Source organism: Synechococcus sp. PCC 7502 (assembly GCF_000317085.1).
In the GTDB taxonomy this organism is placed as follows: Bacteria; Cyanobacteriota; Cyanobacteriia; order Pseudanabaenales; family Pseudanabaenaceae; genus PCC-7502.
Window position 1 is genome coordinate 2,911,726 of record NC_019702.1, and the last position, 23,585, is coordinate 2,935,310.

The window sequence follows — 23,585 nt, forward strand, 5'->3', positions numbered from 1 at the left end:
ATATTAGTTGGGAAACACCCTTGCCTGTATAAGTATCATGATTTCGCCTTCATTTCCCCATTGCTTGTAGTGCCAGAATACGGTTGGTTGGTTGGTCAATTCTTTAGTTGATATAAAACACCGTTAAGGATTTCTCTTTTTGTCCAATTTGAAGGTCGGGTCTTCTTTTTCTGTGGCAACAGAGGCTCTATAAAAGAAAGCTAAAACCGATAAATCGTATCTGTTACGGCACAGACATCCTTAATTTCCTTAGCATCATGCACTCGTAAAATATCTGCCCCATTAGCGATCGCTACACTACAAGCTGCTGCCGTACCAAATAAGCGATCACTGGGATTGTCTTGATTACACAACTTACCAATAAAGCTTTTACGGGATGCGCCAACTAAAATTGGACATTTTAAGGTTTTGAGTTTTTTCAGTTCCCTTAGCAGTTGGAGATTATGTTCTAGGGTTTTCCCAAAGCCAAGCCCTGGATCAATGGCAATTAAATTTTGGGGGAGTCCGCAGGCGATCGCCATCGTAATGCCATTTTGTAAAAACTGTGTAACTTCTGCCACTACATTTTTATAACTAGGATACTTTTGCATTGTGCGTGGTTGTCCCTGCATGTGCATTAAGACGATTGGTACTTGATATTTGCCTACAAACGGGAGCATTTCTAGGTCAAATCTACCTGCGGACACATCATTAACAATATCTGAGCCTGCGGCGATCGCTGCCTCTGCTACGGCAACTTTAGTAGTATCAATAGAAATCGGTAGGTCTGGATAATTGGCACGAATTGCTTTAATTACTGGTACAACTCGATTAATTTCTTCAGCCCCATCTACAGGTTCTGCTCCAGGTCGGGTTGATTCACCGCCAATGTCTAAAATATCAACGTAGGGAGCCAGTTGTTCTGCTTGGGCTAAAGCCGATGTCACTGATGTATATAAACCGCCATCGCTAAAGCTATCAGGAGTAACGTTAATTACACCCATAATATAGGTGCGCTCTCCCCAAGCCAAAGTCCGATCGCGAATTTGCCACATAGTTATTATTGAATTATTGAGGTCCTACGAAATATTTCTTAGCTTTGAATCTCCAAATAAGCATTTCAGGATTATCTGCAATTTTACTAGGTTTATATGATCTGATTAACCTCAATATCAATCCTAGGGAAAGACTTTAAATAAATGGTTTGCCCAGCTTTAAACTGCTTTATGTATCTATAGTGATCGCCTATGGGTTCGGCATAAACTTCTATGATTTGGTAATTAAGATCTACTAACCATAACTCAATAACGCCGCTACTTGCATAGAGTGGAACTTTAATTGTGCGATCAGTAGAGATCGTAGTATCTGCAACTTCTATCAGTAAAAAAATATCCTGTGGCTGAGGATGAGCAGTTGCATAAAAGTGATCATGTTTGCGAAGTAAGGCTATATCAGGCTGTGGTTCTGAAGAGTTATTTAACTTAACGGGGTTCTGGGCATCAATGATCGCTAAATCCCCTAATTTTGCTGCTAATAGATTGATTATTCTTCTAACGCAACTTGCATGAAGCATCCCAATCGGTGATATTTCAATAATTTCTCCATTAATTAGCTCTAGGCGATCGCTTTGGGAAAGTATCCCATTTGCCGCCATTTGATGGTATTGCTCTACCGTAAATTTGTGTCTGACTAATTGCATCACCATATCTAATTACTAAGATATACGGTTAATATCAACAATGCTGAGTTTAGTTTTACCTACTGCCCAAATTCTATTCTTGCTTGCTCCACAATTTCGGCGGTGACAATATTGCTATCACTGGCATAGGTAAGTTCTTCAATACGCTGGCGGGCTTGCGATCGCACAAAGTAGGGAATATTTCGTAACTTGGCTTGAGCTTCAGGTGTCCAAATGAGAGTTTCAGGATCGTCTGACATAGAAGGCTGAGTATTTGATTAGAGCTTTTTATAGAGTAATTTAATTAGAAGTTTATTCACCCTAGATTAAATAACTTGCAACATTTCAGCAGTTAAATACTGTTTGTCTGACCTATTGCTGGGAGTGAAGCTTATTTGAGCTTATTTTGTTCAATGATTTCCACTTGAATTCTTCTTTGCAACTGATTATTTTGCTGTTGAGCTTGGGTAATTTGATTAAAATCACGATTGGTAGAAAATCCATTACGGCGAATTTCCTGCTCGGAAAACTCAAATAGTTCACCACACAAACTTTGAATCACGGGTGGTTGTTCCGATTTTTTGAGTCCACACACAGTTACACCTTGGGTATCAGCTTTACTTTTTAAGCTAGTCCAACCCTCATAGCTTCTAGCCCGTCGCCACACTTCTTCGCGCTTTTTTTCGATCGCCGAAGCCGCACCTGCATAACGCCGAATTTGATCATCACTGAATTGAACTGCCTGAGCATGAACTGGCAAACTCGGTAATAAAGTCAAAATAAAGTAGCCTAACAACGTAAGCTGGGAAAAATACTTAGTCATGATTTATTAAAGTTTTTTTCAGTATCTATCACTATTATTGACCTTAACTCAGTTGATTTTGTTGCCTTAAATACCCTTGAATAAAGAAATCAATTTCCCCATTCATCACATCTTGAATATTAGTCGTTTCCAGCCCTGTGCGTAAATCTTTAACCATTTGGTAAGGATGAAATACATAATTACGAATTTGATTCCCCCAAGCTGCCTCGACTATATCGCCACGAATATCGGAAATTTCCTTTGCCCGTTGCTCTTTAGCAATAATTAGTAGCTTTGCCTTTAACAGTTGTAAGCCTATGGTTTTATTTTGTAATTGCGATCGCTCCTGACTACAACGCACGGAAATACCCGTGGGAATATGGGTAATCCTTACCGCCGTTTCTACTTTATTTACGTTTTGTCCACCTTTACCACCCGCCCGCGTGGTAGTAATTTCTAGGTCTTTTGGATCAATTTCTAGATTCACCTCTTGATTCAGGAGGGGCATAACCTCGACTCCTGCAAAACTGGTTTGGCGTTTATCGTTGGCATTAAAAGGCGAAATTCGTACCAGTCGATGGGTACCCTTCTCGGCAATTAAGTAACCATAGGCATAGCGACCATGCACCACAATCGTTACGGACTTTATCCCCGCTTCTTCACCTTCAGATAGATCGGATAATTCGACTTTATAACCCTTAAATTCACAAAATCTGGTGTACATCCGCAATAGCATTTCTACCCAGTCCTGAGCATCGGTGCCGCCTGCACCCGCATTAATGGTTAATACAGCATCGTTATGATCGTATTCACCCGACAAAAGCTGCTCTAGTTCCCAGCGATCAAGGTCTTGCTCTAGTTGATGAATATTAGTTTCGGCTTCGGTAATTAAACCTTGATCGGGTTCTAGTTCTAAAAGCTCAGCGATCGCCTGTAAATTTTCAATACCCTTTTCCCAGTTCTTAAATTGCTCAATATATGCCTTAGTCTCGGCAAGTTCTTGCATCGTTTTTTGGGCGGTGCCAGCATCATTCCAGAATTCTGGTTGGGACGAGAGTTGCTCTAGGTCTTGAATTTTGGCATCTAAAGCAGCAAAGTCAAAGATACTCCTGAGTTTTACCCAGGCGCTGAGATAGGCTTTCAGTATTAATCTTGATTTCGCTTAAATCCATGTTTTTTGTATTTCTTTATTAATCTCCAGTATTAATTTTAGTCTTTATTATTGATTTAGTTATTAACCAGCCCAAAACTTGATCAATTATCTTTAACGACTAAGTTCAGGGGCGGCTAGTATTCGGTGCATTCTCACCTAGATATCTATTCCGTCCGCTCCAACGTGAAGTTAAACTAGGCTTTCGAGATAAGCTCACAACTTGTCTGCCGCTTTCAGCTTGCTGCTTTTGCAAATCAGTAAAGATAGCTTTTAAGTCATGATTGAATGAACGTGAATACTCTTCACGAATTCTGTGGATCTCCTCGACAATCTCATCCTGAAACATAATCAACCTCCAAGAAGTTCATAGGGTGTACAAAGAATCGGCAACTCGTATCCAAAATCAAGACTGATTTGTGCTAATTTACTCTGAATTTGAGCATTTGCAATGTGCTTGCAGTTCCATGTGAGCAAGTAATCCATGCCATGAACGGTAGCAGCAGCAATGTGAACAGCATCAACATCAGCTTTTGCAGGAAGGTTACTGCGTTCCAAAAACTGCACTGCTAAACCAAACACGGATTGGTTCAAGTCTAGTAGCAAAAAATTACGAAGGATTTCTAGTCTTTGAGATGCGATCATAGTATCACCTTGGGAAGTTTCTCTTACGACTGCCTGAGATGAGTATAGTTGGAAGTCACTGCGGCGTGTATCCCAGTGTCGTCAAACAGTATGTACATATACTCGGCTTCGTCTGACACAATTATTAATTTCCCATTCTGCCATAGCAATCTCGGTGTTAATCTCTGGAATGCCAAATATCGGTTGATCTTGTCATGGCTATGTCCTTCTTGCTAAATTCGTGATTGTGTAGTTTATCTGACTACTTAGCAAGTACTGACAATAATCTAGCGTATTAAACTTTTTTGACATTGCTCTCCCTCAAATCATTCTTCCTTTTTAACTCATTTCCTCTTTTGCGTAAGTCCTAGTTTTGTAGATGCAGTAGCCATAGGTAACCCAGAAATAGCATTGCTAAACTTTTATCATTATCCATAGGGTCTTAATCTCCTAATGCCCATGCCAATATACCTTGACGAAAATAATTCACCGCAGTTCATAGCCAAATCACGTTTTTTAACCCAACAAAGGTCTCGAGTTGATCTAGTCCACCAACATCAGGAATAGTCTCTAGGGGGAATGTTATGGTAATTGGTGTGCTATGTTCTGATGACTAAGTTGTGACTAACATCAGTACATCTCTCAATTTGTCTAAATCCCATGCCGTTGCAGTATATTTTTAGGCATATTTTTTTAGATCTTGGGAATATCCAAGCGCTGAATATGTATCAATGAACTGATGACCGCAATCAGCGCAATTCTCCTCGTTTCGCATTCTTACGAATATGTGTTGATCCACACTTGGGGCATTTCATTGTTTAAACTTGTTATCTTTATATTTACTCACCCATCTTTATATTTGTGCAATGCCAAAAATTTAGTTTATAACCTACCTCTTGACACTCAGTTCTTAAAAATTTTTACAAGCCCTATAAGTACGACCTAGCTTAACTTATGTTATATTTTAAACCTAAGAACGCATAGCTCAGTTGGTTAGAGCATCACGTTGACATCGTGGGGGTCGGTGGTTCGAGTCCACTTGTGTTCATTGGCTGGGGAGCCATAACTGGTAAGGCTTTTGGGATTTCCAAGTAAATTCTAAAAGTGCATTCATTCTCAACATGAGATATAAATATGGTCTTTTAAGGGTTATTTGGGTTGTAAAATTACCCCGATGAAAATTACCATAGAAAATCACGATGGCAGATTAAGGCTACGTTGGATATACCAGGGCAAGCGTCTTTAGATGTATGTCTTGCGGTGTTAACGATGACCCAACTGGTAGGGCAGTCGCAAAGCAAAAAGCAGCCCAGATTGAGCTAGATATTCAAGCAGGATACTTTGATCCGACCTTACTAAAGTACAAGCCCTTAACAAGGGGTAAAAATGCCACGGAAATAAGTACGGTTGAGTTATTCCAGAAATTTACTCAATATCAAAGTAAGCAGAAATGTTTATCACCCCGATCGCTTGAAGCAAGATATAAACCACTCGAAAGACATTTAGAAAAGTCACTAAATATTACTACCAGTAAGGTTACGGAAAACCTAGCGGGTAATTTTGTGGCATTGCAATTAGAACGGGTATCTAGTCGTACTGCTAAAGAACGTGTGTGGTTACTACAAAGCTGTTGGGAGTTTGCAAGGGGTAAATATCAGATTGCCGATGCTAACCCTTGGACTGTCCATATACCCAAGATTAAAACTACTGAGACAAAGCGGGTTAAACCTTTCTCTACTACTGAGATTCAATTAATTTTGGGCGTTGCAGAGTTTAGTATGAACCAAATATTGTTTAAAGGCTAGGAATAATATCCAGCATAAGCTTTAATTTCTAAGGTTTGTATATTTCATACCTATATCTGCAACGCCAGCCTCTATCCATACAAGTCAAATGATTCAAGAGAAGTTGGAGGAGTGGAAGAACCAGCAAATCGAGATTTTCCAGTTACCCTCTTATAGAGCCTGTTTCATATCTATTATGAGCAAGATGTATGATGCTTAGAAAATGCTAAATCCATACTCAAGTAGCCTAACAGATAAAGAATGGGAAATTATAGAACCATTGCTCCCAAAGAAAAAGCAAACTAGACCGCCAACTTGGACAAAAAGACAAATTTTAGACGGCATACTCTACCAACTCAAAAACGGCTGTAATTGGCGAGATATGCCCCGAGACTTACCACCATTCTCTACAGTGTATCGATACTACAAGGAGTGGAAAGATACAGGTACATTTACTGCGATTATGGAAGCTTTGCATTCAACAGCCCGTGAACAGTCAAAAAAAATACAAAATGGACAACTTTAATCATCATTGACTCACAAGCAGTGAAAAATACTTGTAATGCAAGTATAGAATCCAAGGGCTTCTGCTCCTACAAAGCAACTAACGGGATCAAAAGACATTTAGCCGTTGACACTCTGGGTATTTAACAAGAGCAAATGTATCAGATGACCAAGGACTGATTGAGATGTTAACGTTTAACATTGATTACTTCAAATCGAAGCCAGATGACATTACGCTAACTACGATATTGCTGGATAGTGGTTATCATATCGAAAAATTGACGACTGATTTACAGAAGGTTTATCCTGAGATTATGACTAAGATTAGGTTTGAAATTTCTCCTAAGGTATCAAAGCAACAGAAGGCAGAAAAAGGTCTGTCTGGGTTTGTAGTTGTGCCGACAAGGTGGGTAATTGGGTTGAAAGATGCAAAATCTTAGTTAAGAACTTTGAGAGAACTCTCGTTAATGCTACAGCTAAACTCAATCTTTGCTTTATTCGCTTGATGCTAAAAAGAATTGCTACTCATGAGATATGAAACAGGCTCTATAGCCCTCAGTTAAACTTGATTGAAATTTTATGGCGTTTTATGAAGTATGAATGGATTGAACTTAAAGTATATGAAAGTTGGGAAAACTTAGTCTCTTATGTTGAAAAAATCCTTCGAGAATTTGGAAAGGAATATGTAATTAATTTTGCGTAGCTACTTAAGATATTCAACTGATTGTTTTGAGAGATAGGTTCTAGGGGTAACTTTTTCTAAGCGATACCTAATTCTCACTAGAAATGTTTACAGTAGCGATCGCAAAATTTGCTAAATAAGAATGTCGATCGCTTTACACGTATTTACTTTTTACCCGCGCGCTTACACCTCCATTTGGTGCTAATGTTACCCCACGACGAACGGGCATAATTGGGAGTTTTCCAATTAGCTGTAATTGACAGTGAGATAGAATTTCAACTATGACTAATTTGAGTTCTAATTGCGCCAATGCCATGCCCACACAGCGCCGACTACCGCCACCAAAAGGCAAGTATTCATAGGGTGAAAACTGACGCTCTAAAAACCGTTCGGGCTTGAATAGATGTGGGTCGGGATAGGTATCTTCGCGGTGATGAGTGAGATAAATACAACCCATTACTACGGTATTTGGTTTGATTTCATAACCACGGATTGATATTGATTCATTAGTAATTCTTGGAAACGTTAGCATTCCCACGGGATAAATTCTTAAAGTTTCGGCACATACTGCATTTAGGTATGGAAGTTTACTTAGGGATATGGCATCTGGTTCTGTCCCTAAAGTCGCAATTTCTGTCAGTAATTTTTGTTTAACTTCAGGCAGATAATTAATCCAATATATTGCCCAAGCTAGAGCGGTTGCAGTAGTTTCATGCCCTGCAAATAAAAGAGTCATCAATTCATCGTGTAATTCTAGGTCGCTCATCCTATTGCCATCGGAATCTTGGGAGCTAATCAACATACTTAAAATGTCAGATCGCTCTTCGTTACTATTTTGACGGTGATCGCTAATTTCATCATAGATTAGCCGATCTAGCTCAGCGCGATCGCGGACGAAACGCCTCCAGGGACTCCAAGCACCTAAATCTTTTTGCATAAACGGAAGAAATAGAAAAGCAGCATTAATTGGAGATTCAATTAGTGAGAGCATTTTGGATAATTTTTCCCGAATTTGATCGTATCTTTTATCTCGATCTAACCCAAAGACGGTTTGTAAAATGACTGAGAGTGTAATTTTTTCCATCTCTTTTCTGACATTAAGTTTCTCTCCTACTTGCCATCCTGCAATTAAGTTTCTAGTGATTTGTTGGATCGCATTGGTATAATTCCGTACTTTATCACCATGAAATTGGGGCATCAGTAATTGTCGGCGTTGTCGATGCTCACGTCCATCTAAGAGGATAACCCCGCGATCGCCTAGAAAAGGCTTTAAGATTTGATTGATCGATCCAGGGGCTGAAAATTGTTTAGTATCGCTTGTTAATACTTGTTGAATTGCTTGAGGATGGCTGACAAATACAGCGCCGTTAAAGACGCTAGACATATTCACTGTAAAAATATCTCCACACTCGCGATCAAACTTATGCAAATAATCGAGTGGTTCAACAATCCATTTCCATAATTGCAGGACTTTAGGCGAATTAATGGTAGGCGGTATGGTCATAAATATTTAGATAAGTGAATTCGGACATTAGCATCGACTTATGGATATTATCGAACTATTACAAGGCGGCTGAAGTTTAGATACTCGTTTTAGGATATGAGTCTTAGTTATCTTCACATTTCATCAACTTATCTTTCGAGCCACAATTACTAACCAAGGGCATTCTGCAATTGGCACTCCTTGGGGGCGAAAGTAATGATGGAGTATTTGAAATTTTGCTGCTTTTAGCTTTGGTTTTAGGGTTTCATATTCCCAACCTGTGACGTAGCGATAACCTGTGGGACGCTCAGAAAAGCCCTCCTGATCGCCGCGAACCATTGACATTAATAAAACACCGTAATCGCTTAATGCCTGATTTAGATGTTTAAGAACTCCTAGCATTTCTGCACTCGGTACATGGATTAGAGAAGCATTGGCAAAGATGCCATCAAAGCTATTATTGGGCAAATTGAGACTCAAAAAACTTTGCTGCCAGACTTCGCAACCTGCTGTTTGCTTTGCCATTTCCACAAAGGCTGGTGTTGCATCTAGTCCAGTGACTTCATAACCCATTTCTTGAAATGCAATTAAGTCTCTACCCGGACCACAGCCAAGGTCGAGGATTTTACCTTTCTCTTTGGACATGGCGGCAATTAGGGCTTCACGATTTTGAGATACATCGTGGTTCCAAGTGCCGTTGCGGTAATCTTCGGCGGTGAGTTGGTATTCAGCGATCGTTATTTGTTCCTGCTGTTCCATGACTTATTTTCTATGACTGTAAATAAAAGTATGCTTGATAAAGCGATCAATAAGAACCTGCTCATGGATACTGTGGAAATCTTAAGACATACCCAACGTCAGAGGGTCAGTGATGGTGAAATTATGCCAATTCTGAGTGGCTGTGATGCTTATAAGCAAATACTGATGATAGTTTTACCTCAGTTGGGAGACTTTGACAGCATGGAGTATGCTTGGTGGCTTCAGCGTGAGACTCTACCTTCCACTATGGCTGTTCGGGTGGTTGGCATTGGCGATCGCTCTTCTGGCAAGAGATTTTGTGAATTTACGGGTTTTAATCCTGAGTGGTTATTTGTCGATCCAAATGCTGAACTACATAAGGAATTGGGTTTGTATGCAGGTTTATCTTTGAAGTTGCCTTTGTTTTCTAATGCTCAAAATGCATGGCTGAATCTAATGCTGATGTGCGCGGGTATTGGTAGCCCAGGAACTTTGGCTGAAGTGTTTCGTGGTTATACTGGCGATCGCTCTGCACCCCAATTAATTGGCAGTGATGAAGAGATAAAAGCTTTTCCCCTACCTATGCTTAAAGGCTCATTTTTTAATTTGGTCGGGGGTAGTGGTTTTCAGCGTCCGATTGAGTTGGCGACTTTACGATTACGGAATATGTCTGAGGTTCTAAGTCACTGGGGAACTTATGTGCCAAATGCTGATTTTCTTACCCAAAGGGGCGGCACGTTTCTAATTGATAGTCAAGGACAAATTCTTTATGAACATCGCGATCGGGGTATTTTAGGATTTGCTGAGAATATGAGTCGTCCGCTTTCGTTTCTGGCGAATTATTCAAATATGGAACCAACAAATGTCACAAATAACTGATTCTAATTATTGGGAACAACGCTATCAGGAGAAGTCTGATAAATGGGATATTGGACAAGCAGGCCCACCATTTATCAATTTACTGGAATCATCTGTACTAACCTTGGGCAAAGTTGCGGTGATTGGCTGTGGGCGGGGACATGATGCTTTGTTATTTGCTAAGTATGGATTTGATGTAACTGGTTTTGACTTTTCCCCTAGTGCGATCGCTGATGCTAAAAGCCTTACAGATTCTATGGGTTTAACTGCTAAATTTCTGCGACGGGATATTTTTGACTTAGATCGGGAATTCCTGGGTGCATTTGATTATGTGGTAGAGCATACTTGCTTTTGTGCGATCGCTCCTTCTCAGAGAGAAGATTATGTAAAACTGGTACATTCAATCTTAAAACCACAAGGAGAGCTTATTGCTCTGTTCTGGGCACATAATCGAATAGGTGGTCCACCGTTTGGCAGCAATTTAGAAGAGATTGATAAACTATTTTCTCCCAGATTTAATACTTCGGTAATTAGTCCTGCAATAAATTCTATAGAGTCTCGGCAAGGAGAGGAATATTTGGCACGTTTTCAAAGATTAATTAGAAATGATAAAAAGTAACTCAGAAATTAGTGTTTTTGCCTTAACCCAAAAGATTATAAAGCTGCTCAGAGATGGGATTTGTGAAGTTAGAGTACTGGGTGAAATTTCGGGCTATAAAGCTAAAGCTGCGTCCTCTGGGCATACGTATTTCACACTCAAAGATGATGAGTCGCAAATAGATTGCGTCCTTTGGGGTAGCAAGCAAATCTCGTTTATGCCTAATGATGGAATGCGAGTAATTGCTATGGGTAAGCTGACGGTCTATGCCACGAGGGGTAAATATCAGATCGATTGCCAAAGTTTAATACCTGCTGGTCAACGTGAGCTATATCTGGCTTTTGAACGACTAAAACAGGATTTAGAATCTAGAGGATATTTTGACCAGAAGCGATCACATACCCTGTCTCTTCAGAATGAAAGGTCAGTCGTTCAATTACACCTTGGAGATAGTCGGTTTTGTCGGGCATTTGCCTAAATTTAGGGTTCTAGGATAAGCCTTAATTACAATTTGGATTTTTGTTATATTTACTAGCGATTAAGAGCAATCATGTTTTGGGCAGGATAGCGATCGCCGGCGGCAACTCCTTTTGGTGCTGATTCTTCAATACGACGGAGATCTTCAGCAGTTAATACTACTGCCGTTGCTGCCACATTCTCTTCTAGGTAAGATCGTCGTTTTGTACCTGGAATCGGAACAATATCCTCTCCTTGAGCTAAAAGCCATGCTAGAGCTAGTTGCCCTGTGGTAATTCCTTTCTCAGATGCGATCGCCTTTACCCGTTCCACTAGTTCTAAATTCTTATAAAAATTATCTCCTTGAAATCGGGGAGAATTACGGCGATAGTCATCAACAGCAAGGTCTTCAGGATTAGTAATGGCACCAGAAAGGAATCCTCTTCCCAAGGGACTGTAAGGCACAAAACCAATACCTAGTTCTCTAATCGTAGGTATAATCTCATCTTCGGGATCACGACTCCATAGAGAATATTCAGTTTGCAATGCTGAGATGGGATGGACGGCTTGAGCGCGGCGAATTGTTGCAGGGGCGGCTTCAGACAGACCCAAATAACGCACCTTACCTTGTTTTACCAGTTCTGCCATTGCCCCAACTGTCTCTTCAATAGGCACGGTGATATCAACCCGATGTTGATAATAAAGATCGATCACATCTACGCCTAATCTTTGTAAAGAGGCATCACAAGCCTGAAACACATATTCTGGTTTGCCACTAATTCCTAGCCATCCTCCTTCGGCGGTGCGGACATTACCAAATTTAGTTGCTAATACCACCTGATCGCGGCGATCTTTAATTGCTTGTCCCACCAGTTTCTCATTAGTAAAAGGGCCATACATATCGGCAGTATCCAGAAAATTAACCCCTAAATCAAGTGCAAGGTGAATTGTAGCGATCGCTTCTTGATCATCTCGACCAGCATAAAAATCAGACATGCCCATGCAGCCCAAACCTAGTTCTGAAACTGTTAATCCTTGATTACCAAGCTTGCGTAATTTCATGATCTTCACCTCTTATTTACAATAAAGATAATAACACTGCATAAATTTCAGTCATTCTCACTATGCAACGAATCAAATGGGTTTCAGCGATTGTGTGATTTGTTAGCAAATATCAAGTCCTTCCTTGGGGGGGGTTGGAAAGATCCAAGTTTTATATTCTGGCAGTGACTCAACTTTTATATTTAGAACAGTTATTTGATGATAGTCTCAGGGGCAGTATTAACGAGTCTCAAAAAACTTCCTATAAGCTGTTTGATTTTTTCTAACTATGAATATTTTGATCGAGAGTTTTAATATGATGAGGTGCTGTCTATAAAATACCCCAATTTGTTATGGTAGCTAGAAAGATTTCGTATAATTTTATAGATATGTGTTTTGAACAAACTGGTTGTAATCCAAAGTGGTCGCTTTGAGTAAACATATTGTGCTGTTCATATAGAAGATATATCTATACCAACTCACGAGAGAAAATAGAAGATGAATGACAATACGGCAGCCATCAGTGGCAAATGCCCAGTGATGCATGGTGGTGTTACAACGACTAGCACATCGAACATGGAATGGTGGCCTAAAGCGCTCAATTTCGATATTTTGCATCAGCACGATAGCAAGGTTAATCCGATGGGAGCAAACTTCAACTATCGAGAAGAAGTTAAGAAACTTGATGTAGCCGCGCTCAAACAAGATTTGTACGCCCTGATGACGGACAGCCAAGAGTGGTGGCCAGCGGACTGGGGTCACTATGGTGGGCTGATGATCCGCCTGACTTGGCACGCAGCAGGTACCTATCGGATAGCGGATGGTCGTGGCGGAGCAGGGACTGGCAATCAACGGTTTGCACCCCTCAACTCTTGGCCAGACAATACAAACCTAGACAAGGCTCGTCGTTTGCTCTGGTCTACCAAGAAGAAATATGGCAACCAGATCAGTTGGGCGGATTTAATTGCCTACGCAGGTACGATTGCCTATGAATCTATGGGACTAAAGACCTTCGGCTTTGCCTTTGGCAGGGAAGATATCTGGCATCCCGAAAAAGATATCTACTGGGGATCTGAAAAGGAATGGCTAGCCCCCAGCAACAATCCCCACAGTCGCTATTCTGGTGAACGAGATCTGGCAAATCCATTAGCCGCAGTGATGATGGGGCTGATTTACGTCAACCCCGAAGGCGTAGACGGCAATCCCGATCCCCTCAAGACTGCCCATGATATACGGGTGACTTTTGCCCGAATGGCGATGAATGACGAGGAAACTGTTGCCCTTACTGCTGGTGGTCACACGGTGGGCAAATGCCACGGTAATGGCGATGCTGCGTTGCTCAGTACAGAACCTGAAGCCGCAGAACTCGAAGAACAGGGATTAGGTTGGAACAACAAGACCCATCGTGGCATTGGTCGCGACACCGTAACCAGTGGTATTGAAGGTGCATGGACGACGCATCCCACCCAATGGGACAACGGCTATTTCCATATGTTGCTCAATTATGACTGGGAGTTGAAAAAAAGTCCTGCTGGTGCGTGGCAATGGGAACCCATCAACCCCAAGGAAGAAGACAAACCCCTTGATGTCGAAGATCCCACGATCCGCCGCAACTTGGTCATGACCGATGCCGACATGGCTATGAAGATGGATTCCGAATATCGCAAGATTTCCGAGCGGTTCTACCATGACCCTGACTACTTCGCGGATGTTTTTGCGCGAGCTTGGTTCAAACTGACCCATCGAGATTTGGGACCAAAGACTCGTTACATTGGTCCTGATGTGCCTCAAGAAGACCTAATCTGGCAAGATCCGATTCCTGCTGGAAACACCAACTATGATGTACAGTCTGTGAAGGATAGGATTGCAGCTAGCGGTTTGAGCATTAGCGAAATGGTGTGTACTGCTTGGGACAGCGCCAGAACGTTTCGAGGCTCGGACAAGCGTGGAGGAGCAAACGGGGCACGTATCCGCCTTGCTCCGCAGAAAGATTGGGAAGGCAACGAGCCTATTCGTCTCTCCAAGGTTTTAGCTATCCTAGAAGGCATCGTGGCGGATACTAATGCTAGCGTTGCAGATGTTATTGTGCTGGCGGGTAATATAGGTATCGAGCAGGCTGCCAAGGCTGCTGGTTTTGATATTACCGTTCCCTTCTTCCCTGGTCGTGGTGACACAACTAATGAGTTGACCGATGCCGAATCGTTTGAACCTCTTGAACCTATCCACGATGGCTATCGTAACTGGCTAAAGCAGGACTATGCCGTCAAACCTGAAGAGCTGATGCTCGATCGCACGCAACTGATGGGGTTAACTGCGCCTGAGATGACGGTGCTGGTTGGTGGTCTGCGCGTTTTGAATACCAATTATGGTGCCACTAAGCATGGTGTGTTCACCGATCGCGAAGGTCTCTTAACTAACGATTTCTTTGTGAACCTGACGGACATGAACTACCTATGGAAGCCAGTCGGTAAGAACCTATATGAAATCCGCGATCGCAAGACGGATCAGGTCAAATGGACGGCGACAAGGGTAGATCTCGTCTTCGGCTCCAATTCAATCCTGCGTGCCTATGCCGAAGTCTATGCACAGGATGATAACCAAGAAAAGTTTGTGCAGGACTTCGTGGCAGCTTGGACAAAGGTAATGAATGCCGATCGCTTCGATCTAGACTAACCGATAATATTTGTCCCTGCACTGTTCATCATCGAAGTGTGGGGATATACATTTATGTATGTCAAGACGTAACCCCCTATGCGTTCCGTCGCATTTTTACTGGAACTCTATGAAGAGGGTATGGGTTTAACTGGTAAATGCCGAGAATATCTTGAGGAACAAAGGGTAATATTAACCAATCAAGAATATGAGTAACTTAAATGGGAATTAGTTATCATTTTCAAGCATTTAACTTTTTGAAAAATAATCCGTCTCTATGGGGCTATATCACCATTCCAATTTTGATTAATGTTTTTGTCGGTATAGCTCTGTACTTTGGTTTACTAATTCCTGGGTTGCAGTGGATAGATACAGCGATCATAAATTTGCCCTGTTCTATCTGGTATCCTCCATTTTATCTTTGGCTTAAGCATATTGATATTAGTTGGACTATTGATCGTGCAAATAGGTGTAATCATAGGCTCACATTGGTACGGTCAGCTAGCCGAACAAGTTGAAAAGCTGAAAGTTAATAATTTACCCACAGAAGAGACTTTTAGTTTTGGCAGGACAATCTCCGATGTTTTTAGAGCCTTATTGTTTGAGGTAAAAAATTAGCTTTGATAGGGATATGTAGCTTATTAGCATTCTTATTTAGTATAGCGATCACTCCTATAGCGCCTGTAATAGCAGGAATAGTCGGCATAATTTTATCGACAATTTTAATGTGTTTAGATTTCCTCGATCCACCTTTGGAAAGAAGAAGACTTAGCTTTAGAGACAAATTAGGTTGGATAATTCGCTCTGCATTCTTTTGCGATCGCATTTGGGAAAGAATTGAACCTATTTCGTAAATATCAATGGCTTAAAAGTATCAGATTAACAAAAAAGGGCGTTGCAGATATAGGTATGAAATATACAAACCCTAGAAATTAAAGCTTATGCTGGATATTATTCCTAGCCTTTAAACAATATTTGGTTCATACTAAACTCTGCAACGCCCAAAAAAGAATCTGAGTCTATAGTTTGTTGGAGTGTTGTGATCGCAAAAAGCTATAAAGCACTCTAAGCATAAGCAGGCTTTACTTTCGATAGTAGCGATCGCTATGTTGTTAGGTTTTAGCTAATATAGTGCCAATAACACTTCATATGTAATTTTAGGTCGATGCCCTTAGAGACGAGAAATTTTGCAAACTTAATATTTGTACTTCAGCAAAGAGTATTTCTGATGCTAAAGCTCGAATTATGGGGCTTGTTATCGTACTACTTGCATATCAACTGATACTGAGAATCTAAATGGGAAATAATGAAGCTACAGCCAGAATCAAAATCAACAAATTGTTTGAAATGGCAGGCTGGCGTTTTTTTGCGGAAGGGGGTAATTCAACGAATATATGCCTTGAGGCTGGTGTAAAGCGTACGTCATCGGATTTGGATGAGTTTGGGGAGAACTTTGAAAGGACGAGTAAGGACTTTATTAATTTTCTGCTCTTGAATGAAAAGGGATTTCCATTTATTGTTTTAGAAGCAAAGGCTGGAGACATTCATCCTCTTGTGGGGAAGGAACACGCGCGTCAATATGCCCAGTCTCAGAAATGCCGTTTTGTAATTCTTTCTAATGGTAATTTGCATTATTTTTGGGACTTGGAACGTGGTAATTCAGAAATCATTACACATTTTCCAACACCTAAATCTGTGATCGGTTATCAAAAAACCATGCCTGATCGCCAGAAACTTATTGATGAAATTATTAATGATGATTATGTGGCGTTAACCCAGCTTCGCCAATATCATCATCACTAATCATTTAGTCCAGACCTCACCTCAATAATTTCTCCATTTACTAACTCATAGCGACCTTCATCAGAACATTGTTTAATAAATTTATCAAAATTCAGTTTTTGGGTGATGGGATCAGTAACAGTCAGCATAGACCACCTGATTAGGAATAATTGTTATTCTGATATTACTCCTATTTGGATTTCTGTAGTTTGTCTCAAATTTCTTTGAATTGCAAAAAACAAATGTCAAAAAAAATAATTGTGTGGTTTCGGAATGACTTGCGATCCCATGACCACGAAGCATTATATAGAGCGATTCAAACTAAGGCACAAATTATTCCGATTTATTGTATTGATCCAAGACACTTTGCCCAAACAAGCTTTGGATTTCCTAAAACAGGATCATTTAGAGCCAAATTTTTACTAGAAAGTTTAACGGATTTAAGAAATAAATTTATATCTCTAGGCAGTAATCTCATTATTCGTCAAGGTTTACCAGAGTTAGTAATCCCAGAATTAGCAGCCCAAATTCAAGCTACGGATGTTTATTTCCATGCAGAGGTAACTTCTGAAGAAATTAAGGTTGAGGCAAAGTTAATTGATAATCTCAAAAAAATCAGTATAAAGTCGGAATCCTTTTGGGGAAATACGCTTTATCACCCAGATGCTCTACCTTTTGCCATTGACCGTTTGCCAGAACTATTTACCAGTTTTCGTAAAGAAGTTGAAAAATTTTGCACAGTTAACCCCTGCGTCCCGATTCCAACGTATTTACCATCACTGCAAGATTTAGAAATAGGCGAGATGCCAACTTTAGAGGAATTAGGTTTAGAGCCTGCGATCGCTGATCCAAGGGCGGTAATTAAATTTATAGGTGGGGAAACCCAAGCATTAGAGAGATTGGATTATTATTTTTGGCAAAGTGACCTTATCGCTACCTACAAAGAAACCCGCAATGCCATGCTAGGGGGTAATTATTCTTCTAAGTTTTCACCTTGGCTAGCTTTAGGCTGCATTAGTCCTCGTTATATCTATGCCCAAATCCAGAAGTATGAACAGGAGCGTATCAAGAATGATTCTACCTATTGGCTAGTTTTTGAACTGTTGTGGCGAGATTACTTTCGGTTTATAGCAACCAAGCATGGGAACAGAATATTCAAAGTTTCAGGTTTACAGGGTATAAATCTACCTTGGTCAGAGGATTTAGATAAATTTAAATTATGGCAGATGGGAAAAACTGGATTTCCGTTAATTGATGCCAATATGCAAGAGTTAGCAGCCACAGGGTTTATGTCCAACCGAGGACGACAAAATGTGGCGAGTTTTTTAACTAAAAATATGGGAATTAATTGGCAACTTGGCGCAGAATGGTTTGAGTCGATGCTGATTGATTATGATGTGTGTAGTAACTGGGGCAACTGGAACTATACGGCTGGGGTGGGAAATGATGCGAGGGGATTTCGCTATTTCAATATTCTGAAGCAGTCCCAGGATTATGATCCCGAGGGTAAATATGTAAAGCATTGGCTGCCCGCATTGCAATCAGTGCCAACCGTTAAAGTTCATACACCGTGGAAATTATTAGAAATTGAACAAGAGCGATCGCAAATTCGGATTGGCAAAGATTATCCTGCCCCGATTCTAGATTTAGATCATTCCGTAAAAGTTAACCAAAAAGCTTACAACTCTGCCTGTGCGATCGGTCAGAATAGTAAGAGTAGTAACAAGAGATCAAATTTTAGGCGGTAATTGTCATGATTCAAACTATCTCTACCCCAAAATATTTAACCCTAGAAGAATTCTATGCCTACGATGATGGAACCGATACTCGTTATGAATTAGTGGATGGAGAATTAGTAGCAATGCCGCCTGAATCCTATGAAAATTGCAGTTTTGCCATAAAAATTCTGATCCAATTAGCAAGATTTGTACCAGCAATCCAATTGGCCCATAAAGATATTATGCTGGAAGTCTCGGGATGGAGAGCAACAGTGAGAATACCCGATCTTATGATCCTAGGAGATGAATGCGTAAAAGCTTTAAGAGGTAAAAGTCAAGGCACCATAAGGCACGATATGCCCGCCCCCTTAGTTGCCATTGAAGTAGTATCACCAGGGAAAGAAAATAGCGATCGAGATTATCGGTATAAGCGATCAGAATATGCGGCTAGGGGAATTTTAGAGTATTGGATTGTCGATCCCGAACTAAAAAAAGTAACTCTTTTAACACTAGTAGATGGATTTTACGAAGAACTAATTTTAACAGGTGAGGATAGGATCACTTCGGCAGTGGTGCCAGATTTAGAAATTAAACTCACCGATATTTTTGAATAGGATCAAGACTAAGCCAATGGCAAAAATGTTGGATATTTTAAATTATTTTCGCGCCTATCGAGGGGCGGCGATTTTTAGCATTACCGCCTCCAGTTTATTTGAAGTTATTGATCTTATCGTTCCCTATACGATTGGACAAATCCTGAATGTCTTATCTGAGCAACCCCCAGATCAGTTAATCCAAAATATGGTGGTGACGGCATCTACAGTGACAGGATTAATTGAGGATAAACCTCTAGCGTTAGGTGTTTTATTAGGCATCATTTTTGTGGTATCCGTACTACGGGCACCGATTCAGCCTTGGATTGGAGCATGGTTTCACTGGGGAATTGCCCTAAGAGCGAGACGAGATGGAAGTCAAAAGGCTTTAGCAAAAGTTCTAACTTTACCCTTGGAATTTTATGATGAAAATAACCCAGGGCGAATTGCGGGTAGAGTGGCTCGGGGCATATCTAATCTGACTTGGACATATCCAGAAATTGCAGGGCAAATGATTCCTAAGCTGTGCCGAGTTTTGGGGATCTTTGTGATGATTTTGTTGATTGATTGGCAGATTGCCATCTTCTTTTTGATTTCCTTTTTGTTTATTCTTAATTTCAGTTTTCGCAATCTCAAACGCTTAACCGATAAAGAAAAAATTTTAGACAAACATCAAGAGAATACGGAAAGTCGAACTTCAGAAATTATTACTAATATTAAAACCGTTAAAGCTTTTGCCAGTGAAGCCTCGGAAATGAAACGTCAAAGCGATCGCCTAGACCGAGAATTAAAGGTGGTTTTGTATGATATTCACCTTGGCTATGTTAGATTAGGCACACAACAGCGCACTTTTGTTCAGAGTTGCGTATTTTTAGTGTTGGCACTTAGTCTCATTGCTACGGTACAAGGACAAATATCTATCGGGCATTTCATTACCACCCTTACAGTTTCGAGCATGGCTTATTCGGAATTGGAACCGATTAGTAACTTAGGCGAAGTTTTTGCCCGCCGCTATGCTTCTATGTTGAGATTCCATGAGTTTATGCATTTACCTGTGGGCAGAGAATCCGACAGTATTGGCATTGCGGGAATTGATCGTGCTAAAACCTATAACTTTACTGGCAAGGTGGAGTTTTCTAATATCAGCTTTAGTTATGATCCCAAAAATCCCGTTTTACAGAATATTCAACTATTAATTGAGCCTTATCAAACGGTGGCATTGGTGGGGCGATCGGGTTCAGGGAAATCGACTTTAGTTAAACTTCTCTTCCGTTATTTTGAACCAAGTCATGGTCGGATTTTGATGGATGGCGAAGATATTCGGAACTTAAATATTTCAGGTTATCGTAAACGCTTGGCGATCGTGCATCAAGAAGTAGATGTTTTTAATGGTAGCCTCTATGAAAATCTTATCTATGGCAATCGTAACGCCAATTCCGAACAGATAGAAGCAGCCTGCCGTATTGCTAAAGTAGATGAATTTATCCGTCTTCTGCCCCAAGGATATAACACCATAGTTGGCGAGAGAGGAGTTAGAATGTCGGGAGGACAAAGACAAAGACTAGGAATTGCTAGGGCTTTATTAGTGGAGCCAGATGTTTTGATCTTTGATGAGGCAACGTCAAGTTTAGATTATGAATCCGAACGAGCAATTCAGCTAGCAATGAGCCAATTACAAGGGACAAGAACCATGATTATTATTGCCCATCGCCTGAGTACAGTGCGGGAGGCTGATAAAATTGTGGTACTAGATCAGGGCAAAATTGCAGAAGTGGGAAGCCATCAGGCACTTCTAGCCCAAAATGGTATTTATCACCGCCTGCACTCTCTTCAGGAATCCCCAAGTTTTATCTAAATCTTTTAGAGCCTACTTAAGAACCCATTTAATAAAGCATATATACTTAGTAAAGAAAAAATATTAGTAATAAAAAATGCGCCAAAGCTACGACAGTGATTTAACAGATCAGGAATGGGAAATAATTGGAGGAATGCTACTAACCCCATCAAAGCTAGATAGACCAGTAATTGTAGATAAGCGAGAAGTCGTGAATGGTATTTTCTACATATTCAAAAATGGCTGTACATGGAAAAACTTACCGCATGATTAACCGTATATTTCTACTTCCGAAGATGGACATTCATCCGGTTAATGGTAGAGATAAATCAGAAATTAAGTGAACGAGTAAGGATAGAGGATGGAAGAGAAGCAACAGCAAGTTTGGCAAGTCTACATAGTCAAACGATGAAGACAACGGAAAGTGCAGGGAGCTGAGGTTTTGATGGAGGCAAAAAAATCAAGGGTAGAAAACGGCATATTATCGTAGATACTCTGGGATTATTAGTAGGAGTGGTTGTACACACTGCTGACATTGGAGAACGAGCCAGTGCAAAGTTACTATTAGAAAGCTTAAAATATCCATTGACAAGACTAAAAAAGATATTAGTAGATAAAGGATATTCTGGAGCAGAGATGACAGATTGGGTTAAAGAAAACTTTAATTGGGTCTGGGAAGTAAGTAAAAGTCCAGATAATCAGAAGGGATTTATAGAGCCTGTTTCATATCTATTATGAGCAAGATGTATGATACTTAGAAAATGCTAAATCCATACTCAAGTAGCCTAACAGATAAAGAATGGGAAATTATAGAACCATTGCTCCCAAAGAAAAAGCAAACTAGACCGCCAACTTGGACAAAAAGACAAATTTTAGACGGCATACTCTACCAACTCAAAAACGGTTGTAATTGGCGAGATATGCCCCGAGACTTACCACCATTCTCTACAGTGTATCGATACTACAAGGAGTGGAAAGATACAGGTACATTTACTGCGATTATGGAAGCTTTGCATTCAACAGCCCGTGAACAGTCAAAAAAAATCAAAATGGACAACTTTAATCATCATTGACTCACAAGCAGTGAAAAATACTTGTAATGCAAGTATAGAATCCAAGGGCTTCTGCTCCTACAAAGCAACTAACGGGATCAAAAGACATTTAGCCGTTGACATACTGGGATTTCCTTTTTTCACCTATTTAACAAGAGCAAATGTATCAGATGACCAAGGACTGATTGAGATGTTAACGTTTAACATTGATTACTTCAAATCGAAGCCAGATGACATTACCCTAACTACGATATTGCTGGATAGTGGTTATCATATCGAAAAATTGACGACTGATTTACAGAAGGTTTATCCTGAGATTATGACTAAGATTAGGTTTGAAATTTCTCCTAAGGTATCAAAGCAACAGAAGGCAGAAAAAGGTCTGTCTGGGTTTGTAGTTGTGCCGACAAGGTGGGTAATTGAAAGGTCAAATGCTTGGGTTGAAAGATGCAAAATCTTAGTTAAGAACTTTGAGAGAACTCTCGTTAATGCTACAGCTAAACTCAATCTTTGCTTTATTCGTTTGATGCTAAAAAGAATTGCTACTCATGAGATATGAAACAGGCTCTATAAGCATGATTGTTTGGTTCGGCATTAATATAATCGGACTAAATGGCAAAGTGAGATTCTTTTGTCAAGATGAAACACGAATTGGGTTAAAGACAATTAGTGGAAGGAAGATCACAGCAAGAGGAGTCAAACCCAAAGGTAAAGTTCAGTGGCAGTTTAAGGCAACTTACCTCTATCGAATTGTAGAACCATCAACAGGGGAAAGCTTTTTCTATGAATTTACTCACCTTAATAGTGAATGCTTCCAAGTATTTCTGAACTTAGTAAGCGCATATTTTCAAGGTGACATCATCGTTATGCAAGTGGATCAAGCAGGAGCACACAGAGCAAAACGGTTAAAGATTCCTAAAAATATTATTTTGCTATTTCAGCCTGCCCATGCACCTGAGACTAATCCCATTGAAAGAGTGTGGCAGCATTTCAAATTAGGGTTGAGGTGGAAACTGCCAAAAGATCTTGACCAGTTGCGTGCATTAATGCGGGAAAGGTTAGAAGTTATGACTCAGGAGGTAATTGCTTCGATTGTTGGGTGGGATTATATTTTAGAGGCTTTATCTGTAGCTCGTATTTAAAGTTTGGTATTACTGCATTGTTAGCGATCGCCCTAGCAACCATAATTCTAATTGACGGACTACAACTAATAGCCAATCTATTCCAATCTTTAACTGAAGAGAGGAAAGTTATTTTGAAAGATCAACTATTACTTAACCCAGTTATACCAATTAAATTCCCAAACTATAAACCCAAATGGATGATCGACCTATTACCACGAAAATACCTTACCATCAAATACCTGAAAGCATGGGCAAAGCAACTCAAGATTAAAAACTATTCCAAACTCAGAAAATCCAACCTAGTCCTTGCCATCAGTCCTGCGGGTTAAGCAAAGATAAGGAGTAGCTAAATGATTACCCAATCGGATTTGCAACAATTCTACGGCACAGAACAACATTACCGATACCTCAACATCTTAATCACCGATGGAGTCAAATATCTGGCTGACTAAG

General features: G+C 40.3%; 28 protein-coding genes, 1 tRNA gene and 3 pseudogenes. 21 read left to right on the top strand and 11 right to left on the bottom strand.

The annotated features are described in order from the left end of the window. Window positions 1–200: 200 nt before the first annotated feature. From folP to SYN7502_RS21570, 7 genes and pseudogenes are all read right to left on the bottom strand, one after another. Window positions 201–1,034, bottom strand: a complete 834-nt coding sequence (gene folP, locus SYN7502_RS14560) for a dihydropteroate synthase (protein WP_015169543.1) — start codon at window positions 1,032–1,034, stop codon at window positions 201–203. A gap of 92 nt (window positions 1,035–1,126) precedes the next feature. Beyond that, window positions 1,127–1,678: a Uma2 family endonuclease gene (locus SYN7502_RS14565; RefSeq protein ID WP_246828927.1), complete on the bottom strand. Its 552-nt coding sequence runs from the start codon at window positions 1,676–1,678 to the stop codon at window positions 1,127–1,129. A gap of 59 nt (window positions 1,679–1,737) precedes the next feature. Continuing rightward, entirely contained in the window at window positions 1,738–1,917 is a 180-nt protein-coding gene (locus SYN7502_RS14570) for a PCP reductase family protein (protein WP_015169545.1), read from the bottom strand. A 131-nt stretch (window positions 1,918–2,048) separates the two neighbouring features. Continuing rightward, window positions 2,049–2,480: a DUF4168 domain-containing protein gene (locus tag SYN7502_RS14575; protein ID WP_015169546.1), complete on the bottom strand. Its 432-nt coding sequence runs from the start codon at window positions 2,478–2,480 to the stop codon at window positions 2,049–2,051. A 43-nt stretch (window positions 2,481–2,523) separates the two neighbouring features. After that, a protein-coding gene (gene prfB / locus SYN7502_RS14580; RefSeq protein ID WP_144050227.1) for a peptide chain release factor 2 occupies window positions 2,524–3,631 on the bottom strand; the annotation gives its coding sequence in 2 pieces (ribosomal slippage) (window positions 2,524–3,558 and window positions 3,560–3,631; 1,107 coding nt in all). 329 nt (window positions 3,632–3,960) lie between these two features. Continuing rightward, window positions 3,961–4,254, bottom strand: coding sequence for a PIN domain-containing protein (locus SYN7502_RS14585; protein WP_246828928.1), 294 nt, complete (start codon window positions 4,252–4,254; stop codon window positions 3,961–3,963). A gap of 74 nt (window positions 4,255–4,328) precedes the next feature. Beyond that, window positions 4,329–4,545: pseudogene (locus SYN7502_RS21570) on the bottom strand (IS701 family transposase); the annotation flags it as partial. A gap of 662 nt (window positions 4,546–5,207) precedes the next feature. Between SYN7502_RS21570 and SYN7502_RS14590 the strand changes: the two are divergent. The 5 genes and pseudogenes from SYN7502_RS14590 to SYN7502_RS21055 all read left to right on the top strand — a co-directional run. Continuing rightward, window positions 5,208–5,281, top strand: a tRNA-Val gene (locus SYN7502_RS14590). 202 nt (window positions 5,282–5,483) lie between these two features. Then, window positions 5,484–6,038 carry a hypothetical protein gene (locus tag SYN7502_RS14595; protein WP_051023642.1) on the top strand — a complete coding sequence of 185 codons (555 nt, stop codon included), beginning with the start codon at window positions 5,484–5,486 and terminating at the stop codon, window positions 6,036–6,038. A 202-nt stretch (window positions 6,039–6,240) separates the two neighbouring features. After that, window positions 6,241–6,543, top strand: a complete 303-nt coding sequence (locus SYN7502_RS14600) for a transposase (protein ID WP_041429525.1) — start codon at window positions 6,241–6,243, stop codon at window positions 6,541–6,543. Between the two features lie 163 nt (window positions 6,544–6,706). After that, complete coding sequence (locus tag SYN7502_RS21470; protein WP_371257777.1) at window positions 6,707–6,961, top strand: hypothetical protein; 255 nt, start codon at window positions 6,707–6,709, stop codon at window positions 6,959–6,961. A gap of 107 nt (window positions 6,962–7,068) precedes the next feature. Continuing rightward, window positions 7,069–7,224, top strand: a pseudogene (locus tag SYN7502_RS21055) (IS630-like element ISMae24 family transposase); the annotation flags it as partial. Window positions 7,225–7,357: 133 nt separating this feature from the next. On the opposite strand, the gene SYN7502_RS14610 reads toward SYN7502_RS21055, so the two are convergent. Together SYN7502_RS14610 and SYN7502_RS14615 are read right to left on the bottom strand one after the other, a co-directional pair. Further along, window positions 7,358–8,707 (bottom strand): cytochrome P450, encoded by a 1,350-nt coding sequence (locus SYN7502_RS14610; RefSeq protein ID WP_015169548.1) that lies wholly within the window; start codon window positions 8,705–8,707, stop codon window positions 7,358–7,360. A gap of 123 nt (window positions 8,708–8,830) precedes the next feature. Then, a complete protein-coding gene (locus tag SYN7502_RS14615; RefSeq protein ID WP_015169549.1) occupies window positions 8,831–9,445 on the bottom strand; it encodes a class I SAM-dependent methyltransferase in 615 nt (204 codons plus the stop codon). Window positions 9,446–9,508: 63 nt separating this feature from the next. On the opposite strand from SYN7502_RS14615, the gene SYN7502_RS14620 reads away from it, so the two are divergent. From SYN7502_RS14620 to SYN7502_RS14630, 3 genes are read left to right on the top strand one after another with little or no spacing between them, the layout of a single operon-like run. Continuing rightward, entirely contained in the window at window positions 9,509–10,303 is a 795-nt protein-coding gene (locus SYN7502_RS14620) for a peroxiredoxin-like family protein (RefSeq protein WP_015169550.1), read from the top strand. Further along, window positions 10,287–10,901, top strand: a complete 615-nt coding sequence (locus SYN7502_RS14625) for a methyltransferase domain-containing protein (protein WP_015169551.1) — start codon at window positions 10,287–10,289, stop codon at window positions 10,899–10,901. Before SYN7502_RS14620 ends, SYN7502_RS14625 begins: the two co-directional genes overlap by 17 nt. Beyond that, entirely contained in the window at window positions 10,888–11,358 is a 471-nt protein-coding gene (locus tag SYN7502_RS14630) for an exodeoxyribonuclease VII large subunit (protein WP_015169552.1), read from the top strand. Before SYN7502_RS14625 ends, SYN7502_RS14630 begins: the two co-directional genes overlap by 14 nt. Window positions 11,359–11,411: 53 nt before the next feature. Here SYN7502_RS14630 and SYN7502_RS14635 read toward each other — a convergent pair whose 3' ends face one another. Then, the gene (locus tag SYN7502_RS14635; RefSeq protein WP_015169553.1) at window positions 11,412–12,398 is read right to left on the bottom strand and encodes an aldo/keto reductase; all 987 of its coding nucleotides are present in this window, start codon (window positions 12,396–12,398) and stop codon (window positions 11,412–11,414) included. Between the two features lie 477 nt (window positions 12,399–12,875). Between SYN7502_RS14635 and katG the strand changes: the two genes are divergently transcribed. The 3 genes from katG to SYN7502_RS14650 all read left to right on the top strand — a co-directional run bounded on the left by katG (window position 12,876) and on the right by SYN7502_RS14650 (window position 16,832). Next, complete coding sequence (katG, locus tag SYN7502_RS14640; RefSeq protein ID WP_015169554.1) at window positions 12,876–15,050, top strand: catalase/peroxidase HPI; 2,175 nt, start codon at window positions 12,876–12,878, stop codon at window positions 15,048–15,050. A gap of 438 nt (window positions 15,051–15,488) precedes the next feature. Beyond that, window positions 15,489–15,647: a hypothetical protein gene (locus tag SYN7502_RS21475; RefSeq protein ID WP_168130376.1), complete on the top strand. Its 159-nt coding sequence runs from the start codon at window positions 15,489–15,491 to the stop codon at window positions 15,645–15,647. Window positions 15,648–16,325: 678 nt separating this feature from the next. Next, a complete protein-coding gene (locus SYN7502_RS14650; RefSeq protein ID WP_041429527.1) occupies window positions 16,326–16,832 on the top strand; it encodes a type I restriction enzyme HsdR N-terminal domain-containing protein in 507 nt (168 codons plus the stop codon). On the opposite strand, the gene SYN7502_RS21190 is transcribed toward SYN7502_RS14650, so the two are convergent. Continuing rightward, window positions 16,829–16,960, bottom strand: coding sequence for a hypothetical protein (locus tag SYN7502_RS21190; protein WP_015169556.1), 132 nt, complete (start codon window positions 16,958–16,960; stop codon window positions 16,829–16,831). The two genes, SYN7502_RS14650 and SYN7502_RS21190, sit on opposite strands and share 4 nt — an antisense overlap. Window positions 16,961–17,053: 93 nt before the next feature. Here SYN7502_RS21190 and SYN7502_RS14655 point away from each other — a divergent pair, with 93 nt between their 5' ends. The 10 genes and pseudogenes from SYN7502_RS14655 (at window position 17,054) to SYN7502_RS21480 (ending at window position 23,584) form a co-directional block, all read left to right on the top strand. Then, complete coding sequence (locus tag SYN7502_RS14655; RefSeq protein ID WP_015169557.1) at window positions 17,054–18,559, top strand: DASH family cryptochrome; 1,506 nt, start codon at window positions 17,054–17,056, stop codon at window positions 18,557–18,559. Between the two features lie 5 nt (window positions 18,560–18,564). Beyond that, the gene (locus tag SYN7502_RS14660; RefSeq protein WP_015169558.1) at window positions 18,565–19,143 is read left to right on the top strand and encodes a Uma2 family endonuclease; all 579 of its coding nucleotides are present in this window, start codon (window positions 18,565–18,567) and stop codon (window positions 19,141–19,143) included. A gap of 16 nt (window positions 19,144–19,159) precedes the next feature. After that, the gene (locus SYN7502_RS14665; protein ID WP_015169559.1) at window positions 19,160–20,977 is read left to right on the top strand and encodes an ABC transporter ATP-binding protein; all 1,818 of its coding nucleotides are present in this window, start codon (window positions 19,160–19,162) and stop codon (window positions 20,975–20,977) included. 76 nt (window positions 20,978–21,053) lie between these two features. Next, the gene (locus SYN7502_RS19440; RefSeq protein WP_081581074.1) at window positions 21,054–21,230 is read left to right on the top strand and encodes a transposase; all 177 of its coding nucleotides are present in this window, start codon (window positions 21,054–21,056) and stop codon (window positions 21,228–21,230) included. A 176-nt stretch (window positions 21,231–21,406) separates the two neighbouring features. Then, a pseudogene (locus tag SYN7502_RS14675) lies at window positions 21,407–21,694 on the top strand (transposase); the annotation flags it as partial. A gap of 23 nt (window positions 21,695–21,717) precedes the next feature. Next, the gene (locus SYN7502_RS14680; RefSeq protein ID WP_015168135.1) at window positions 21,718–22,029 is read left to right on the top strand and encodes a transposase; all 312 of its coding nucleotides are present in this window, start codon (window positions 21,718–21,720) and stop codon (window positions 22,027–22,029) included. Continuing rightward, window positions 21,983–22,567 (top strand): transposase, encoded by a 585-nt coding sequence (locus SYN7502_RS14685; RefSeq protein ID WP_371257780.1) that lies wholly within the window; start codon window positions 21,983–21,985, stop codon window positions 22,565–22,567. Before SYN7502_RS14680 ends, SYN7502_RS14685 begins: the two co-directional genes overlap by 47 nt. A gap of 16 nt (window positions 22,568–22,583) precedes the next feature. Next, complete coding sequence (locus SYN7502_RS14690) at window positions 22,584–23,150, top strand: IS630 family transposase (protein WP_051023689.1); 567 nt, start codon at window positions 22,584–22,586, stop codon at window positions 23,148–23,150. Beyond that, window positions 23,108–23,461, top strand: coding sequence for a Rho termination factor N-terminal domain-containing protein (locus tag SYN7502_RS14695; protein WP_144050228.1), 354 nt, complete (start codon window positions 23,108–23,110; stop codon window positions 23,459–23,461). The genes SYN7502_RS14690 and SYN7502_RS14695 overlap by 43 nt, the downstream gene beginning before the upstream one ends. Before the next feature lie 21 nt (window positions 23,462–23,482). Then, window positions 23,483–23,584, top strand: a complete 102-nt coding sequence (locus tag SYN7502_RS21480) for a DUF6876 family protein (protein WP_371257781.1) — start codon at window positions 23,483–23,485, stop codon at window positions 23,582–23,584. Window position 23,585: the final 1 nt, after the last annotated feature.